Origin of the sequence: Roseateles sp. (genome assembly GCF_047654805.1) — a bacterium.
In the GTDB taxonomy this organism is placed as follows: Bacteria; Pseudomonadota; Gammaproteobacteria; order Burkholderiales; family Burkholderiaceae_C; genus Pelomonas.
Genome location: NZ_JASGIV010000001.1, coordinates 4,059,799 through 4,076,935, shown reverse-complemented (window position 1 = coordinate 4,076,935; position 17,137 = coordinate 4,059,799). Strand labels below are relative to the sequence as shown.

Genomic DNA, 17,137 nt, shown 5'->3' with positions numbered 1-17,137 from the left:
GCGGGTCGTGCCGCTGCGTTGGCGCGGATTCTGTGCAGCAATCCGCGTTAACGAAGGGTTTACCCTGGACGAAAGATGGAAACCAGGGGGCGGCGCCCTGAACATGCGGGGTTTGTATCCGTCCGCATGCCGCGGGCCGGGCCAAGGGAGCGCTTTACATGTCATCCACACCCATCGCCCGCACGGGCTCCATCGGCCGCCGGCTCGCGCTGGTGTTGTCCTGCATTCTTGGCCTCTCGGTATTCAGCAGTCTCGTGGCGGTCTGGCAGCTGCGCTCGCTGGGTTCAGAGGTGGAAGACATGCTGAACAACAGCCTGAAGGTGGAGCGTGCCGCCACCGACTGGCTTCGCCACACGACTTCCGGCGTGCAGCGCGCTGCTGCCATCGCCAAGAGCAGCGACGCGTCGCTGATCGAGTACTTCGCGCCGGCCACGGCATCGTCCATCGCACAGACCAACGATCTGCAGAAGCTGATCGAAGCGGCGCTGGACAGCCCCGAGGAAAAGGAGTTGTTCGCCCGCATCGGTGAACTGCGCAAGACCTACCTGGCGGCGCGCGAAGAGGTCAGCAAGGCCAAGAAGGCGGGTGACGCGGAAGGCGCGGCCAAGCTCTTCGCGGAGCGGTTCGAGCCCACGTCCAAGAGTTACCTGGACGGTGTCACCGACCTCGTGGCCCGCCAGCGCGAGCAATTGGATGCTTCGGCGAGCCGCGTCGAGGCGCTGCGCACGCGCACCGTGTGGCTGCTCGTGGGGTGCACGGCATTGGCGCTGCTGACCGGCATTGCGCTGAGCGTCGTGCTGACGCGCGGCATCACCGGCCCGCTGCGCGAGGCCGAGCGCGCGGCCCGTTCGATCGCCGACATGGACCTGACCGGTGAGCCACAGCGCCACTATCGCAATGACGAGACCGGCCAGCTGCTGCGTGCCATCGACGCGATGCGCGAGGCCTTGCGCGGCGCGCTGCAGGAAGTGCGCGTAGTCGTGGACAACATCTCCACGGCCAGCACCCAGATCGCGACCGGCAATCAGGACCTCAGCGCCCGCACCGAGCAGACGGCCTCCAATCTGGAGGAGACGGCCAGCGCGATGGAGGAGCTGACCAGCACCGTACGCCAGAGTGCCGATTCGGCCGCCCAGGCCAACCAACTGACCGGTTCCGCAGCCGACGTTGCCCGGCGCGGCGGCAGCGTTGTGGCCGAGGTCGTCAACACGATGACCGAGATCCATCAGTCCAGCCAGAAGATCGGCGACATCATCGGCACCATCGACGGCATCGCCTTCCAGACCAACATCCTGGCGCTGAACGCGGCCGTGGAAGCGGCCCGCGCCGGCGAGCAGGGACGGGGCTTCGCGGTTGTCGCGGGCGAGGTGCGCACGCTGGCGCAGCGCAGCGCCGAGGCTGCCAAGGAGATAAAGACGCTGATCGGCGCGAGTGTCGACCGGGTCGAAGCCGGCTCGCGCCTCGTCGGCGATGCGGGCCAGACCATGACCGAGATCGTCGACAGCGTGCAGCGCGTGACTGACATCGTGGGCGAGATCAGTACGGCTGCCGGCGAGCAGAGCCAGGGCATCGGCCAGATCAACCAGGCCGTGGCCGAGCTTGACAAGATGACGCAGCAGAACGCCGCCCTTGTCGAGGAATCCACCGCCGCCGCCGAGAGTCTGAAGGAGCAGGCCAACCGCCTCAGCACCGTCGTTGCGACGTTCCGCCTGAGCTGAGCAGTGCCGCGCTCACGGCGCGGCATCCCATCCAGCGACTCGTGCCGACCCGGCCACGCCGGACAGCCGGGGGCCTTGCAGGCCGCGTGGGACCGCTGGCACTGCCCCTCACAAGGGTGTTCCTGCGGGATCGAATCTATCGGGAATCAGCCCCTTGATGGCCGGCGCAGCCGGCAGTGGGCTATTTCACCCAGGTGTTGAGCTGAATGATCGGCAGCAGCACCGCCAGCACGATCAGCAGCACCACCGCGCCCATCGCGACGATGAGCAGAGGCTCCAGCAGTGTGGCCGCGGCCATGGAGCGGCGCTGCACCTCAACGCCCAACTGGCGAGCGGCGCGCCCCAGCATCTCGGGCAACTGGCCGGTCTGTTCGCCCAGGCGCGCAAACATGGCCAGGATTCCAGGGAAGCGCTTCTTGCCCGCCAGCGCTGATCCCAGCGGTGCGCCCTCACGCACTTGCACCAGCGCATCCAGCGCATCGGCCTGCATGGCACGGTTGGACAGCGTCTCGGCCGCTGCCTGCAGTGCCTTCAGGATAGGCACGCCGGCACCGGCGAGCATGGCCAGCGTGCCGGCGAAGCGCGCCGCGTTGTAGCCCCGCGCCAGACGCCCGATCAACGGCAGGCCCAGGATGCCTGCGTCGAAACGCAGCCGGAAGGCCGGGGCCTTCAGCGCGAAGCGGAGCGCCACGCCCGCTCCGGCCAGTGCGGCCAGCATGGCCCATCCCCAGGCGCGCACGAAGTCGCTGATGGCAAGCATCGCGATGGTCAGCGCGGGCAGCGTGCGCTTGGAGCTGGTGAACACCGTCGCGATCTGCGGCACGACATAGGTGACCAGGAAGATGACGATGAACACGGAGATCAGCGAAACGATGGCCGGGTAGGCCATGGCGCCGACGAGCTTGGCTTTCAGGTCCTGGCGCTCCTCCAGGTCGTCGGCCAGCTTCTCCAGCACCTGGCCCAGCGCGCCGCTTTGCTCGCCGGCGGCGACGACACCGCGAAAAACGTCGTCGAACTCGCGCGGCGCCGTGGCCAGGGCACGGGCGAAAGGCGAGCCAGCGTTGACCTCAGCCTTGAGCTGGCTGATGAGCTCACGCTGCTTGGTGTCCTCGCTCTCGTCGGCGAGCGCCGTCAGCGCGCGCTCGATGGGCAGGCCTGAGCCGACGAGGCCGGCGAGCTGGCGTGTCCAGACTGCCAGGGCCGTCGGGCCGAATACGCGGCGGGTGAAGCGGCTGCCTTCCTGGGTGCCGTGCTGCTGCACCAACTCAATGGACAGCGGCGTGAAGCCTTGCGCGCGCACGGCGGCGCGCGCGGCGCGCGGGTTGTCGGCTTCGATCAGGCCGTTGGTCTGGCGGCCGGCGTCGGTGAGGGCTTCGTACTTGTAGGCGGGCACGGCTTATTCCCGCGTCACGCGGAGAACCTCTTCCAGCGACGTGACGCCGGCGTTAATAAGCCGCTCGCCGTCCTCGCGCATTGACCGCAGGCCGTTGGCCGCGGCAGCGGCCTGCAACTGGCTCTCTGGGGCACGGTTGTGGATGAGGCTGCGAACGGCGTCATCAGCCACCATCAGCTCGTAGACACCCGTGCGACCCTTGTAGCCGGTATGGCCGCAGACCTCGCAGCCCACGGGATGCCAGTGCCCCTGCTCGTCCTGGCGCTTGCACGCCGGGCACAGCCGGCGCACCAGGCGCTGGGCCAGCACGCCCAAGAGCGATGACGACAGCAGGAAGGGTTCCACGCCCATGTCGGTCAGGCGCGTGACGGCGCTGGGAGCATCGTTGGTGTGCAGCGTGGCCAGCACTAGGTGGCCGGTCAGCGAGGCCTGGATGGCGATCTGCGCGGTCTCATAGTCACGGATCTCTCCGATCATGATGACGTCCGGGTCCTGGCGCAGGATGGCGCGCAGCGCCTTGGCGAAGCTCAGGTCGATCTTGCCGTTGACCTGGGTCTGGCCGATGCCGGGCAACTCGTATTCGATGGGATCTTCCACCGTCAATACGTTGGTGGTGCCGGTGTCCACGGTCTGCAGCGATGCATATAGCGAGGTCGTCTTGCCAGAGCCCGTGGGGCCGGTGACGAGGACGATCCCGTGAGGCTGCTGCACCAGCTTCTTGAAGGCGCCGAGCACCTGGCCGTCCATGCCCAGGCCTTCGAGAGTGAACTTGGACTCGCTCTTGTCCAGCAGACGCAGCACGGCGCGCTCGCCGTGGGCCGAGGGAAGCGTGGACACGCGCACGTCGATGGCACGCCCGCCGATGCGCAGCGAGATGCGGCCGTCCTGCGGCAGGCGCTTCTCGGCGATGTCCAGCTCGGCCATGATCTTCAGCCGCGAGATCAGCGCGGCGTGCAGCGCCCGATTCGGCTGCACTACCTCGCGCAGCGTGCCGTCGACGCGGAAACGCACGGAGCTGCTGCGCTCATAGGGTTCGATGTGGATGTCGCTCGCGCCGTCCTTGGCTGCCTGCGTCAGCAGCGCGTTCAGCATGCGGATGATGGGTGCATCGTTGGCGGCTTCGAGCAAGTCCTCCACGGCGGGCAGGTCCTGCATCATGCGCGACAGATCCACGGCGCTCTCCACCTCGCCGACGACGACGGCCGCGCTGCTCTCGCTGCCGGCATAGGCTGCGTTGATGCGATCTATCAGCGAGTTTGCGGCCTCGGATTCGAGCCGGTCCACGGCGTATACGCGCTGCACCTCGGACAGCGTGGCCCAGCCGACCTCAGGTGCCGCCCACAGCGTCAGCGTTGCGCCGTCGTCCTCTAGCAGCACGCAGTTGGCCTTCGCGAAGGCATAGGGCAGGGGATGACGGGTCGCGGCCATGGGGCGTCACTGTGGCGTTTGTTGCTGCACGGGCGGTTGCAGCGATGACTGCGGCATGGCCTTGTCCGGTGACGATGCCTTGGGCTCGGGCAGCAGCGGCGCGCCGGTGTCGGGCAGGAGCAGGCTCTTCTGCGGCAGGCTTCCCTGCTGCACGGCGCGGATGCTCTGGTAGCGATCCAGCGTGAGCTGGTTCGCGCTGTCTGCACTGCGCATGACGACGGGGCGCAGGAATACCATCAGGTTGGTCTTCACGCGCTTGCGGTTCTTGCTGCTGAACAGGTTGCCGATCAGCGGGATCTTGGACAGGCCCGGTACGCCGTCGTCGCCGTCGGTGTACTCGTCCTTCAGCAGGCCGCCGAGCACGATGATCTCGCCATCGTCGACGACCACGCTGGTCTCGATGGCGCTCTTGTCCAGGGTGGGGCCGGTCGTGCCGTTGGAGCCGGGAACCACGGCGGAGTTTTCCTGGTAGACAGCCATGCGCACGGTGCCGCCCTCGCCAATCTGGCTCTTGACCCTCAGCGTCAGGCCGACGTCCTTGCGGTCCACCGTGGTGAAGGGGTTGACCGTGCCGCCGGTCGTCGTGCCCGAGCTTGCGTAGGAGCCGGTCACGAAGGGCACGTTCTGGCCGATGACGATGCGAGCCTCCTCGTTGTCCAGTGAGACGAGGTTGGGCGTGGACAGTACGTTGGCGCCACTCTGGCTCTCGAAGAAATTGGCCAGCGCGCCGATCGAGTACGTGCCGTTAATCTTGCCCACGAGGCCCAGGTTGAAGCCGGTGGGCAGGCTGCTGCTCGACAGTGCCGTGCCGATGGACGTGCTGTTGCCGGAGCCCGCCGCGATGAGGTTGAGGATGTTGCTCAGGCCGGAGCCGAAGTTGGTGCCGCTCAGGCCGGCCACCTGGTCACCCTTGGTGCCGATCAGGTTCTGCCATTGCACGCCGAACTGGCCCGCCTTACTGTTGTCGATCTTGACGATCATCGATTCGACGTAGACCTGGGCGCGGCGGGCATCGAGTTGCTCGATGACGGCCCGCACCTGGCGGTAAAGCGGCTCAGGCGCCGTGATGATCAGCGAATTCGTCGAAGGGTCGGCCTGCACGAAGCCACCGGTGGACGGGCCGGCGGACTGCGACAGCGGCGAGGTAGCGGCGGCGGAGCTCATGCCGCCGGCGTTGCTGTTGGCGTTCGCCGTTGTGCCGGTCAGCGACTGGTTCGTTGCACCCAGCGCGTTGGTGCCCGCCAAGCTGGAGGTGCCGGGTGAATTGCTGCTGGTGCTGCTGCTACCCGATGCCGTTGCGCCGAAGGCCGCGCGCAGCACCGTGGCGAGCTTCACCGCATCGGCATTCTTCAAGTAGACGACGCGGATGTTGTTGCCACCGTCGGCACTGGGCTGGTCCAGCTTGTCGACCATGGACCGCACGGCCGCCAGGCGGGCGGGGTTGCTGGCACGCAGGATGAGGCCGTTGGAGCGCGGATCCACCAGCACGTTGACTGCGCTGCTGCTTTGCCCTGGCACGGCTGCTGCGACATTGGTGCTGCCTCCATCGGCCAGCCGCTGCACCAGTGGCGCGAGGTCTGCCGCGACGGCATGCTTCAGCGGCACGATCTCGATGTCGCTGGTGCCCGGCGTGTCCATGGCCGCGATGATCTTGGCCATGCGCTGCAGGTTGTCAGCGTAGTCGGTGATGACGAGGCTGTTGTTGCCCGGGTTGGCGTTGATGGTGTTGTTGGGGCTGATCAATGGGCGCAGCACGGCCACCAGGTTGTTGGCGTTCTCGTGCTGGATGCGGAAGATCTGCGTCAGGATCTGGTCGCCGCGTACGTTGCTGGTCTCGACGGCCACAGAGCCGGCCTGAAGCTTGGCATCGGGCTCGGGCAGCACCTTCAGGAACCCCGCCGCCTCGACGACGGTGAAGCTCAGGCCGCGCAGCGCGGCCAAGTAGTTGCGGTAGGCCTCGGCCACCGACACAGGCTGCTCGCTATAGACAGTGATCGTGCCCTTGACACGTGGATCGATGATGATCTGGCGGTTCAGCATCACGCCGATGGCACGGGTCACGGCCTCGATGTCGGCGTTGACGAAATTCAGCGTGACGAGCGAGCTGGCCTTGACGGCGGGGCCGGTCTGCTTGCCGCGCTGGACGGTAGTGCCGTCGGGCTGGGCGAACGCGCTGCTGGTCGCCAGCAACATTGCGGCGAGGGCCGTGGCGGTGCGTTGGAGATTCATGATCATCCGATCGTCAAGACGGAGCGCGCCCCTTGGCGGCGTCCGATGATGTTCAGCAAGTTGTTCAGCGCTTCCTCGCGGCCCGGCGCAGCACTGGCCTCGCCGGTAAAGCGGCTCCTGCCGCCCGCGTTCAGCGTGCCCATGCCTGAGAGCTGCAGTGCGCCTTCCAGCGTGGAGAGGTGCAACGTGCTGACACCTGGACTGGCCGGGTCGGCCGCCAGGTTGAGGCGGTAGCTGCCCAGCGGGGCCACGGTGGACACGCGCGAGGACAGGTTGAGCAGCTCCAGCTGCAGCTCCCCGAACTGGCGCCAGCGACCTTGCGCCGACTCCAGCCTCAGCTCCCGGGCCGAGAGCCGCAGAGAACCACTCAGCTGCAGCGTGTTCCAGGGCGTCCCCAGGCCCGACAACAGGTCGGCCGGCAGGCGGGCCAGCCAGTCGGCCTTGGTGTCGACACTGACCGCGAGCCGACCCAGGCCGGGCTTGATGCCCAGCAACAGTTCGCCGTTGATGCAGCAGTCCTGCCGGGCGGCGAGTTGCAGGCCCATGCCCTTCAGGCTCATCGTCCAATGCAGGCGGCCTGGCAGGGCTGACGCGTCACGGCTGCCCGCGCCGCCGGTCAGCACCAGTACACCAGAGCCGTTCCAGACACTGCCGCGTGTGTCCACGATGAGGAAATGCTCGCCGCTTGCCGAGGCCAGCGCGCGGGCCAGCCAGCTCGCCGGGGCGAAGGCGATCAGCGCGCCGGTGATGCCGACCAGGGCGCCCGCGACGCTCCAGCGTATGGGAGTCAGATGGCGCACCGCGCGGCCGCCTGCGTGGCTGTCACCCAGCACCGAGTCGTTGGTCGCTGCGGCGCCGGTACTCTTCTTGAACCAAGCCATCAGTTGTTCCCCAGACTGAGCACCAACGTGCCGGCATAGCCCTTGGGGCCACGGGTCAACTGGGCCTCGACGGGACGGGCACGCGCAGCCGAGCGAACCTCGCCCAGCCAGCTTTGCAGCATCTCGGGCGTGACGCCGTTCAGCGTGACGACGGCACGATCGCCGGCCAGGTTCATGCGGGCTGCCGCGCCGAGGTGCTCGACCGAGGCCTTCAGTGCTGCCTGGGCTTGTGCTGGTGGCACAGCGGGCGCGGCGCGCAGCGCACGGGCTTCCTGAGCCTGGGCCTGCATCTGCTGCAGTTGCAGCTCGACCTTCTCCAGCTCGGTGGGCGCCGTCCTCAGCGTGCGTAGTGCAGGCGCGAGCAGGATGCTCCAAGCCAGCAGCAGGCCCAGCAAGGCACCGACGCCGCCCAGCACCAGGCGCTCGCGCTCGCCCAGGGCCTGCCAGTGCGACAGCGCCTTGACCTTGGCTTGGTGGAACTGGGCGGCGCGCCCTTCGCCGCCGGTGGAGTTGCGGAAACTGGCCATCAGATGCGTCCTTGCGGCGTGGCGCGGCTGATGGTCAGCTTGCCTTCGCTGGCGTCCAGCTGCCAGCCTTCGCTGCGCAGTTGGGTGCGGAAGTTGTCGATCTGGGCAGGCGCCCAGCCTTGGGCCGACACGGTCAGCCGACCGGGCTCGAAGGCCAAGGCGTCAGTGGGCGGGCGGTCGCCAGGCCAGGCCTGGGCGGCGGCGGCCAGCAAAGCCTCGAAGTCCTGCTCGCCGACGCTGCCGGCGCTGGCGCGCAGCAGGTCCAGTTGCTTCTGCATCTGCACCGGAGCGTCGAGGATGGCGCGCACCTGAGGGAAGGCGCCCGTCAGCGTCGCTGTGACGGCCTCGCGGTGAGCGGCCAGCTCGCGGTGCTGTTGCCATGCCCACAGGTTGAGGCCCAGCACCTGCACCAGCACCAGGCCGGCGAGGCCGTAGCGCGCGGGGCGCCAGGGTTTGCGCATCAGCTCACGGCTGATCAGGCGCAGCGCGCGAACGCCGCGGGCCCGCGGCGCGAGGTCGAACTGCCGCAGATTCCAGACGCTGTCGACGACGGCCAGCGCATGTTGGGCAGGCGTCTGCACGGTGACGGTGCTGCCCAGCCAGCGCTCGGCGGCGGTGGCGACGGCGGGCGTTGCCGTCCACTGTGCGACATGCACGAGGCCGGACGGCAACAGCTGCCGCGCCAGGCCGCCGTCCAGCGGCAGCGTCGCGACGCCCTCGACATGGCTCCAGCGCAGTGCGATGCCAGCCTGCTCACGTTCGCCTTGGGCCTCGAAGAAATGTCCGCGCGTCCGTTCGTCCGGCCAGGACAGCGGCGCGACGCGGTCGATGAAGATCTGGGCGGCCTCAAGCCGGGCGAGGTGCTCGGCCAGCCAGGGCCTGGACGTGATGGCGACCCAGGCGTTGTCGCCGCCCAGCGCATCGGGCTCCAGCGCGAAGTGCAGGGCCTCGGGTTCGTCGAGCAGGGCCTCCTCCAGCTTGCCGGCCAGGGCTGCTCGCATCTGACGGCCCGCGCGCGGCAGCTCAATGCGGCGCCAACTGACGTCGGACTCAGCGATGACGGCGATGACGCTGTCTGCCGCCGGCAGGGCCGTCGCCGCGGCGCGGCCTTCGGCGCCGACTTCGCGGCCATCGGGCGTCAGCACGTAGTCGTACTCGTGCAGCGTGTCGGCACGTGCCGAATCGGACATGGCCCGGCCCGGCGCGCGCAGGCGCGGCCGTGGGGGCAGGAACAGCAGCAGGGTGCTCATGGGGAGGGCTTAGGCGCGGCGCATTCTAGGAGGGGTACAGGCAGGTCTTCCGTCCAGGGACGCCGCGGCAGGCCCCCGGCAGGGGCGGCCTGGCGCTCGGCTGGCGGGTTTGCGGGCATCAGCGATCCAGCAGCTGGGTGATGCGCTCACGTGCCAACACGACCATGTTCAGGTCCCGGCGCTCGATCAGCGAGCGCTGTTCCAACTGGCGCTCGTCCAAGCGCAGCCGGCCAGTGACGACGAAGAAGGAGGAGGTCACCGACGCACGGGCGCCGGTGGCCTGGGCAAGTGCCGTGGCCGGCAGATAGGCCGCAGCATCGCTGCCCACATCCTGCAGCGGCTTGGCCTTGCGAGCCTGCACGATGCGTTCGGCCGTGGCCAGATCGACGTCGTCGAACAGCGCTGCGATGACTTCGCGCGGCGCGGTATTCAGGTTGACCGGTGTGGCCTTGGGTAGCAATACGACGTAGGGCTGCAGGCGCTGAAGGGTGTCGACATCCAGGCCGAACCAGGACAACTGGTCGAGTCCGGCGGGTTGCAGCGGGCCGTTGGCATTGGGGGTGCCGGCGTCTGGCTGGCTGGCCGCCGCGGGGAAAGCTTCGCGCATGCCCGAGATGATGAGGGTAGCGGTGCCGGGCGGCGCATTGACCTGGCTGCACAGCCGCTCCAGCGTTCGCTGTTCGAGTTCGGGCACCTTGGCGCCGCCGAGCAGGGCGCGCAGGTTGTAGCGGCTCTGTGCGTCCTCGATGCTGCCCGACAGGAAGGCCTCTGGGCCGTCGTCGCTGGTGGTTGCGCGGTCGGCGGCCAGGAAGGTGGACAGCCGGGACTCCGCCAGCGGCACGGCCCAGGGCTCGCCAAGGTGGTCGACGGGTTTGTTGCGGTTCTGCTTGGCATCCTCCAGCAGGATGAGGCGCGCCCAGTCCAGCGCGCCCTGCAGGATCCAGGCGCTCTGGGCGCGGGCGCGGTCGGCAGCCTCGATCTGCACGGCGCGGTACTGCTGCCAGACCATGCCCGCCGCGAGGCTGGCGATCAACGTGACGATGATCATTGCGGTCAGCAGCGCTGCCCCGCTTTGGAGGCGCCTCATCGGACCGTGACCTCCAGCTCGCGCGTCAATGTGCCGTTCAGGCCGCTGCCTTCGGCGAACTGCACCGCGATGCGCAGCCCGGCCGGCGTTGGGTTGGTTGTCCTGACGGGACCCGCGTTGTTGATGGCGCTGCCGGTGGATTGGCAGTTGCTCCAGGCGTTGCCCCAGTAGCAGTAGAACTGCCAGGCGGCTACGCCGTCGAAGGCGCGCAGTGCAGGGTTGCGCTGAGCCAGTTGCTGCAACCCGCGCTGGCGCTGGTCCTCCAGATCCTGCACGGTGTGCAGGGCCTGGCTTTCCCAGCGCCACAGACTGCCCTCGCGCAGGCTCCACACGACGACCTGCAGGCCCGTTGCAGCCTGGCGGGTCAGCACGAGGTTGCCACCATCGAATGCCAGGGGCTGAATGGCGCTGTGGCTGTCCTGCAGCGCACGCAGGTCGATCTCCCACTGCGCCAGCACGGTCTGCAGCCGGGCAGTCTGGGCGAGGTTGGCCTGGGCGATCTCGCGGCTCCGGACGAGGGCGTCAATGCCGCGCCAAGCCATGGCCGCCATCGTCGCCATGACGACGAGGGCCACCAGTACCTCGACCAGCGTGAAGCCCCTGGCTCTCACGAGAACTTGCCCATGATGGTGGTCAACGTCAGTACCGGCTGGCCCTGGTCGTCGGTGATGTCGGCATCGATGCGGCGGAACAGCGGGTTGGGCGTCGGGCTGACCCTGAGTTTGCCGGCATAGCTGCGGCCGAGCTGCTCGCAGCCGAAGGCGGATTCGCCAATGTCCGGGAACTGCTGGGTCAGGCGTAACTCGGTCAGCTGGTTCTCCGCGCACCACTGTGCGGCGCTGACCTGGGTCAGGCGCTCGGCGTTCTGGGTCAGCGCGCCCGCGGCCTTGATACCCGCGCCAAGCGCGATGGCGACGATGACGAGGGCGACCAGCACCTCGATCAGCGTGAAGCCATGCTGCCTGCTCATGGGGTGACGACGTCGAAGGGCGAGAGTCCATCGGTGCCGAGCACCAGGTGCTGGCTGCCGAGTTGCAGGCGCAGGCGCTGGGCCGGGATGAGGGGCTCGGGGCCGAGGGTGAGGCCGGGATTGGCAGCGGTGGCGTTGTCGATGCTCACGGCCACGGGCTCCCCCAGCCAGCGCGTGGGCAACTGGAGGGTGCGGGGCAGGCCCTCGAAGCGGAAGTTGTCACCGGTCTTGAGGCCTTTGGGGATCCATCGCACTGCCAGGCCAGAGGCGCGGCTTTCGGCGCGCGCCGTCTCCAGCAGCGCTGCCAGGCGCTGGGCCTCGCGCTGCAACTGCAGCTCGGCGGGGTCACGCAAGGCCAGCGAGATCGTCGCGCTCGTGATGGCGATCAGCGCCACCACGACCAGCAGTTCAATCAGCGTGAAGCCACGTGGCTCACTGCCAGGAACCGATGTCCGCGTCACGACCCTCGCCACCGGCGCGACCATCTGCGCCAAAGCTGTAGACATCGACCTCGCCCTTCACGCCGGGGTTCGCGTACTGATAAGGCTGACCCCAGGGGTCGTTGGGCAGCTTGTCGAGGTAGGGCTTCCAGTTCGGCGGTGGTGTGCCGACAGTGGGCTTGTGCACGAGAGCGTCGAGGCCCTGCTCGGCGCTGGGATAGCGCTGGTTGTCGAGCTTGTACATCTTCAGCGCCTGCATCAGGTTGTTGACGTCGGTGCGGGCGGCGGTGACGCGGGCGTCTTCGGCGCGGTCCAGTACGTTGGGCACGACCAGGGCTGCGAGCACGCCGATGATGACCAGCACCACCAGCAGTTCGATCAGCGTAAAGCCGCGGGCGACGGCGCGGGCGAGAGGGGAGCGACGCATGTCTGGGAGCGAGAGGCGCGGAAGCTGCGGTGAGCAGGCCATCATAATGGGCCGATGCTTGCTCGATTGATGGCGTTTTCGGCTTGGCTGCTGCTCGGCGGCTCGGTGGCTTACTGGGGGCTGCAGCTGTTTGCTCGGCCGTTGACCACGCCGGCATCGGTGCTGCCGGCCGGCGAGACGCGTTCTGCACAGGTCGACTTGAGCCGGCTTCTGGGTACGACGGCGGCAGATGCCGTCGCGGGGCCGGAAGTGGCCGCCTCAACGCGGCTGCGTCTGCTGGGGGTCGTCGCGCCCAAGAGCGCCCGGGCGGCCGAGGCCGGCGAGGGCGTAGCCTTGATCGAGGTGGATGGCGTGGCGCGCACGGTGCGCGTGGGCGCGGTCGTCGATGGCGAGTTGCGCCTGCTGCGCGTGGATGCCCGCAGCGCCAGTCTTGGGTTGTCCGGCCAGGCGCCTGTTCAGATCCTCGAGATCAGCCCGCCGGCTGAGCCAGCGACTGGGTCGTTGCCGACGGCCACGCCGTCGCCTGTCGTACTGGGCGGCAATCCGAACGCCGCTCCTCCTGCGGGGCTGCCGTTGCGCGCCACTGCGCCGACGCCGGCCACCATGCCTCCCGTCTATGGGGCGCCCCCGGCCATGCCGGCTTCGCCGCCGGTCAGAACCGAGGAACAGCAGCGCTGAGGCCCGTCAAGCACCCAGCGTCGGCAGGTTGGTGCCGAAGTCGGGCCGCGCCGCGACCCGGGCCTCGGCCACCTCGTGCAGGTCGGTCAGCAGTGCACCTGCCGCGCGGATCATGGGCCAAGCCAGGGCCGCGCCAGTGCCGTCAGCGCTGTCCATGCCCAGTTCCAGCAGGGCCGATGCATGGAATAGCGCCAGGGCCTCGTCCAGGCCTCGGTGCACATGGCTGCGGCAGAACACCGCATAGTCGGTGACCGGCGCGCAGACTAGCGATGCCAGCTTGAGGGCGGCGCATGCGGTGATGCCGTCCACGATGATGAGGCTGCGCTTGCTGGCCGCGACCAGCATCGCACCGACCATGACGGCGATCTCGTGACCGCCGAAGGCGGCGAGCACGTCCATCGGTTCTTTGGCGTCGCGATGGCGGGCGAGGGCGCCATGCAGCACGTCGAGCAGGTGGATGAGGTCGTCCTGACGCATGGTGGGGCCGGAGACAACGAAGTCGCGCACCGGCTGGTCGGACAGCCGCGCCAGCACCAGGGCGGCGCATTCCGGCGAGCCCTGACCCATGGCCGCGCAGGCCAGCACATTGCCAGGCAGGTTGTCGGCGATCTCCATGCCGACGCGCACGCCGGCGTGGGCCTGGTCCAGGCTCATGGCCTGGGCGGTACGCGCATTGCGCGTGCCGTGAGAAACCTTGCGGGCCAGCAGCCGGGCGTGCGGCGGCAGGTTCTCGGCGACACCGCAGTCGACAACGGTCAGGTGCAGACCTTGTAGCCGCGAGAACACGGACACCGGCAACTGGGCGTGCAGGGCCATCTGCACCAGATCCCGGGTCGGACGACCCCAATGGGCGCCGACGCCATCGACGACGATACCGTGGTCCGCCGCGAACAGGCCCAGCACAGGGTCGCGGAAGCGCGGGGTCAGGCTGTTCTGCACCAGCCCGAGGCGCACGGCCAGCGGTTCCAGTTCGCCGAGACCGCCGGCGATCGCGGAGCGTCGGTCGACGCGGTCGCGCAAGGCCTTTTCCAGCTCCGGGTTGGCGGTGGGGGAGATCAGCGACTGTTGGGCGACGGTCATGGTGCAGGCGTTGTCAGACCCTGCATTTCAACTCAACCCAGGAACAAGCGGTAGACCGGATTGGTGGTTTCATCCTCGAACGGATAGTTCAGGCCGTCGAGGAACTCGCGCAGAGCGCCAGCATCACCCTTGGGTACCTGGATGCCGACCAGGATACGGCCGTAGTCTGCACCCTGGTTGCGATAGTGAAAGAGGCTGATGTTCCAGTCCGGGTGCATGCTGGACAGGAAGCGCATCAGTGCGCCCGGCCGCTCCGGGAAGACGAAGCGATACAGCCGTTCGTGACGAGCCAGTTCGCTGCGCCCGCCCACCATGTGGCGGATGTGTTGCTTGGCCATCTCGTTGTCGGTCAGGTCCAGCGTTTCGAAACCTGCCTTCGTGAAGGTACGAGCCAGCTTGGCGGCCTCGTCGGGCTTGGAGATGGCGATGCCGACGAAGATGTGGGCGACCTTGGCGTCGGCGATCCGGTAGTTGAACTCGGTGACGCTGCGTGGTCCCAACAGCTCGCAGAAGCGCTTGAAGCTGCCTCGCGCCTCCGGAATGGTGACGGCGAACAGGGCCTCGCGCTGTTCGCCGACCTCGGCCCGCTCGGCGACGAAGCGCAGGCGGTCGAAGTTCATGTTGGCGCCGCAGGTGATGGCCACCAGACTCTGCCCCTTGGCGCCGGTACGGGCGACATACTGCTTGACGGCGGCGACGCTCATCGCGCCCGAGGGTTCCAGGATGGAGCGGGTGTCCTCGAAGACGTCCTTGATGGCCGCGCAGACGGCGTCGGTATCGACGACGATGTAGTCGTCCACCAGCTCGCGGGCGATGCGGAAGGTTTCCTCGCCGACCAGCTTGACGGCGGTGCCGTCGGCGAACAGCCCCACGTCGTTGAGCGTCACGCGCTTGCCGGCCTTGACCGAGCGCAGCATGGCGTCGGAGTCGGTGGTCTGCACGCCGATGACCTTGATCTCGGGCCGCAACGCCTTGACGTAGGCCGCGATGCCGGAGATCAGTCCACCGCCGCCGATGGCGACGAAGATGGCGTCGATGGGGCCGGGATGCTGGCGCAGCAGCTCCATCGCAATGGTCCCCTGGCCGGCGATGACGTCGGGGTCGTCGAAGGGGTGGACGAAGGTCAGGCCCTGGTCGAGTTCGAGTTCCTTGGCGTGGCCGTAGGCGTCCGTGAAGCTCTCCCCGAACAGCACCACTTCGCCGCCGAGCGCCTTCACTGCGTCGATCTTGACCTGGGGCGTGGTTACTGGCATCACGATGACGGCGCGGCAGCTCAGCTTCTTGGCCGACAGCGCCACGCCCTGGGCGTGGTTGCCTGCCGAGGCGCAGATGACGCCGGCGCCGCGCTGCTCGGCCGAGAGGTGGGCCATCTTGTTGTAGGCACCGCGCAGCTTGAAGCTGAAGACGTCCTGCTCGTCCTCGCGTTTGAGCCAGACCTTGTTGGCTAGCCGCTTGGACAGCTTGGCGGCTGGGCTGAGCGTGGTTTCGCGGGCGACTTCGTAGACCCGGGCGTTCAAGATGCGCTGCAGGTAGCTGCTGCCCGGTGGCAGCATCGCGGGCGGCGTCGCCTGGGACGCGGTAGAACGGCGGCGCGAGGGGGCGCTCATCGGGGCTCCGTTGGCTGTGTTGCAGCGCCGCATGATAGGGGGAGACCCTTGGTGGGCGGAGACGCCAGCCTTCGGCGAAAAAAAACCCGAGCTCTTGCAAGCTCGGGTTGAATCCACCATGGAGGCGGTGGAGGAGACAATCGGTGCGAAAACGTTTTCGCTTGGGTGGCAGTTTAGCGCCGAGTTATGCTGCGCTGCAATATTTTTCGTGAACGAATTGGAGCTTTGACTCTAGATGACCATGGAATGCACAGTCAGTTGGCTTGGCCCCGAAGGCCCGAGTGGCATGAGCTTCGTCGCGGAGACCGGCAGCGGCCATGTGCTGGCCATGGATGGTGCGCCTGATGGCGGGGGGCGCAACCTGGCGCCGCGGCCCATGGAGACAGTGCTTGCCGGCACCGGCGGGTGCACGGCCTATGACGTCGTGCTGATCCTCAAGCGTGGGCGCCACGACGTACGCGGCTGCAAGGTCGTCCTGAAGGCCGAGCGCGCGACGAGCGACCCCAAGGTCTTCACGGCCATCCATTTTCATTTCGTCGTGACCGGCAAGGCGCTCAAGCCGGAGATCGTCGAGCGGGCGGTCGCGCTATCCCACGAGAAATACTGCTCGGCCACGGCCATGCTGGCCAAGACCTCGGCCATCAGCACCTCGTTCGAGATCGCCGAAGTCTGATCAGATGCGGTGGGCCACGGTCGTCATGACCTTGGCCGCCGCGCGCATCAGGTCGGGAATCGGGGGCGGCAACGACCGCGCTCCAGCGGAGATGGCCGCTTCGGCGTGCTCGGCTTCCTCGCGCCGCATCTGGTCGACGATGGCTCGGGACGCCGTATCTGCCTCGGGCAGGCGGCGCAGGTGGGAGGCCAGATGGGCCTCGACCTGGCGTTCCGTCTCGACAACGAAGCCCAGGCTCCATTTGTCGCCCGCCATGCCAGCCAAGCTGCCGCAGGCGAAGGCGCCGACCCACCAAACCGGTGCGAGATGGCTGGTGTGGCCGTCCAACTCAGCGACGCGGTCGGCCGTCCAGGCGAGGTGATCCAACTCTTCTTGAGCGGCTTGCTCGAAGTGCTTGCGCAGCGACTCGCTGCGGCTGAACAGGGCCTGGGACTCGTACAGCGCCTGGGCGCAGATCTCGCCGACGTGGTTGACACGCATCAGCGCAGCTGCTTGCTGCTTTTCCTCCGCGCTCAATTCGGTGTCGTGAAGGGTTGCCGAAGGTGATTGCCTGGCCGCCCGTGTCGAGACAAAAACCGTGCGCAGACCGGCATCCAGCGCACTGATCAACCGGTCACCCAAACTGAGGCGGCGACCGTAGGAATTGCTTGTTTCAGATTGCATTCAGTTAAGCAATGTTTCGATGAAGGTGGCGTGAATTAGGCGTGACGTTGCGACTCAGCAACGGCAACACACAATTTCATATCCGT

General features: G+C 67.8%; 17 protein-coding genes. 3 read left to right on the top strand and 14 right to left on the bottom strand.

Going from position 1 to position 17,137, the window contains the following annotated elements:
- Positions 1–158: 158 nt before the first annotated feature.
- Entirely contained in the window at positions 159–1,718 is a 1,560-nt protein-coding gene (locus QM732_RS18480) for a methyl-accepting chemotaxis protein (protein WP_415657560.1), read from the top strand.
- Positions 1,719–1,899: 181 nt separating this feature from the next.
- Here the strand turns inward: QM732_RS18480 and gspF are convergent, their stop codons facing one another.
- The 11 genes from gspF to gspG all read right to left on the bottom strand — a co-directional run bounded on the left by gspF (position 1,900) and on the right by gspG (position 12,350).
- Positions 1,900–3,111 (bottom strand): type II secretion system inner membrane protein GspF, encoded by a 1,212-nt coding sequence (gene gspF / locus QM732_RS18475; protein ID WP_415657559.1) that lies wholly within the window; start codon positions 3,109–3,111, stop codon positions 1,900–1,902.
- Between the two features lie 3 nt (positions 3,112–3,114).
- The gene (gspE, locus tag QM732_RS18470) at positions 3,115–4,539 is read right to left on the bottom strand and encodes a type II secretion system ATPase GspE (protein WP_415657558.1); all 1,425 of its coding nucleotides are present in this window, start codon (positions 4,537–4,539) and stop codon (positions 3,115–3,117) included.
- A 6-nt stretch (positions 4,540–4,545) separates the two neighbouring features.
- Positions 4,546–6,768: a type II secretion system secretin GspD gene (gene gspD, locus QM732_RS18465; protein ID WP_415657557.1), complete on the bottom strand. Its 2,223-nt coding sequence runs from the start codon at positions 6,766–6,768 to the stop codon at positions 4,546–4,548.
- Positions 6,769–6,770: 2 nt separating this feature from the next.
- A complete protein-coding gene (gene gspN, locus QM732_RS18460) occupies positions 6,771–7,649 on the bottom strand; it encodes a type II secretion system protein N (RefSeq protein WP_415657556.1) in 879 nt (292 codons plus the stop codon).
- Positions 7,649–8,176 carry a type II secretion system protein GspM gene (gspM, locus tag QM732_RS18455; RefSeq protein WP_415657555.1) on the bottom strand — a complete coding sequence of 176 codons (528 nt, stop codon included), beginning with the start codon at positions 8,174–8,176 and terminating at the stop codon, positions 7,649–7,651. Before gspM ends, gspN begins: the two co-directional genes overlap by 1 nt.
- Positions 8,176–9,426, bottom strand: a complete 1,251-nt coding sequence (gene gspL, locus QM732_RS18450; protein WP_415657554.1) for a type II secretion system protein GspL — start codon at positions 9,424–9,426, stop codon at positions 8,176–8,178. The genes gspM and gspL overlap by 1 nt, the downstream gene beginning before the upstream one ends.
- Positions 9,427–9,544: 118 nt before the next feature.
- The gene (gspK, locus tag QM732_RS18445; protein WP_415657553.1) at positions 9,545–10,513 is read right to left on the bottom strand and encodes a type II secretion system minor pseudopilin GspK; all 969 of its coding nucleotides are present in this window, start codon (positions 10,511–10,513) and stop codon (positions 9,545–9,547) included.
- Positions 10,510–11,124: a type II secretion system protein J gene (locus QM732_RS18440; protein WP_415657552.1), complete on the bottom strand. Its 615-nt coding sequence runs from the start codon at positions 11,122–11,124 to the stop codon at positions 10,510–10,512. Before QM732_RS18440 ends, gspK begins: the two co-directional genes overlap by 4 nt.
- Positions 11,121–11,483: a type II secretion system minor pseudopilin GspI gene (gene gspI, locus QM732_RS18435; RefSeq protein WP_415657551.1), complete on the bottom strand. Its 363-nt coding sequence runs from the start codon at positions 11,481–11,483 to the stop codon at positions 11,121–11,123. Before gspI ends, QM732_RS18440 begins: the two co-directional genes overlap by 4 nt.
- Complete coding sequence (locus QM732_RS18430; RefSeq protein ID WP_415657550.1) at positions 11,480–11,944, bottom strand: Tfp pilus assembly protein FimT/FimU; 465 nt, start codon at positions 11,942–11,944, stop codon at positions 11,480–11,482. The genes gspI and QM732_RS18430 overlap by 4 nt, the downstream gene beginning before the upstream one ends.
- Positions 11,916–12,350, bottom strand: a complete 435-nt coding sequence (gspG, locus tag QM732_RS18425; protein WP_415657549.1) for a type II secretion system major pseudopilin GspG — start codon at positions 12,348–12,350, stop codon at positions 11,916–11,918. The genes QM732_RS18430 and gspG overlap by 29 nt, the downstream gene beginning before the upstream one ends.
- 54 nt (positions 12,351–12,404) lie before the next feature.
- On the opposite strand from gspG, the gene QM732_RS18420 reads away from it, so the two are divergent.
- Positions 12,405–13,028: a hypothetical protein gene (locus tag QM732_RS18420; protein WP_415657548.1), complete on the top strand. Its 624-nt coding sequence runs from the start codon at positions 12,405–12,407 to the stop codon at positions 13,026–13,028.
- 6 nt (positions 13,029–13,034) lie between these two features.
- On the opposite strand, the gene QM732_RS18415 is transcribed toward QM732_RS18420, so the two are convergent.
- Positions 13,035–14,108: a nicotinate-nucleotide--dimethylbenzimidazole phosphoribosyltransferase gene (locus QM732_RS18415; protein WP_415657547.1), complete on the bottom strand. Its 1,074-nt coding sequence runs from the start codon at positions 14,106–14,108 to the stop codon at positions 13,035–13,037.
- A gap of 32 nt (positions 14,109–14,140) precedes the next feature.
- A complete protein-coding gene (gene ilvA / locus QM732_RS18410; protein ID WP_415659413.1) occupies positions 14,141–15,661 on the bottom strand; it encodes a threonine ammonia-lyase, biosynthetic in 1,521 nt (506 codons plus the stop codon).
- Between the two features lie 295 nt (positions 15,662–15,956).
- On the opposite strand from ilvA, the gene QM732_RS18405 reads away from it, so the two are divergent.
- A complete protein-coding gene (locus QM732_RS18405) occupies positions 15,957–16,388 on the top strand; it encodes an OsmC family protein (protein WP_415657546.1) in 432 nt (143 codons plus the stop codon).
- On the opposite strand, the gene coq7 is transcribed toward QM732_RS18405, so the two are convergent.
- Positions 16,389–17,051 carry a 2-polyprenyl-3-methyl-6-methoxy-1,4-benzoquinone monooxygenase gene (coq7, locus tag QM732_RS18400; protein ID WP_415657545.1) on the bottom strand — a complete coding sequence of 221 codons (663 nt, stop codon included), beginning with the start codon at positions 17,049–17,051 and terminating at the stop codon, positions 16,389–16,391.
- Between the last annotated feature and the right edge of the window lie 86 nt (positions 17,052–17,137).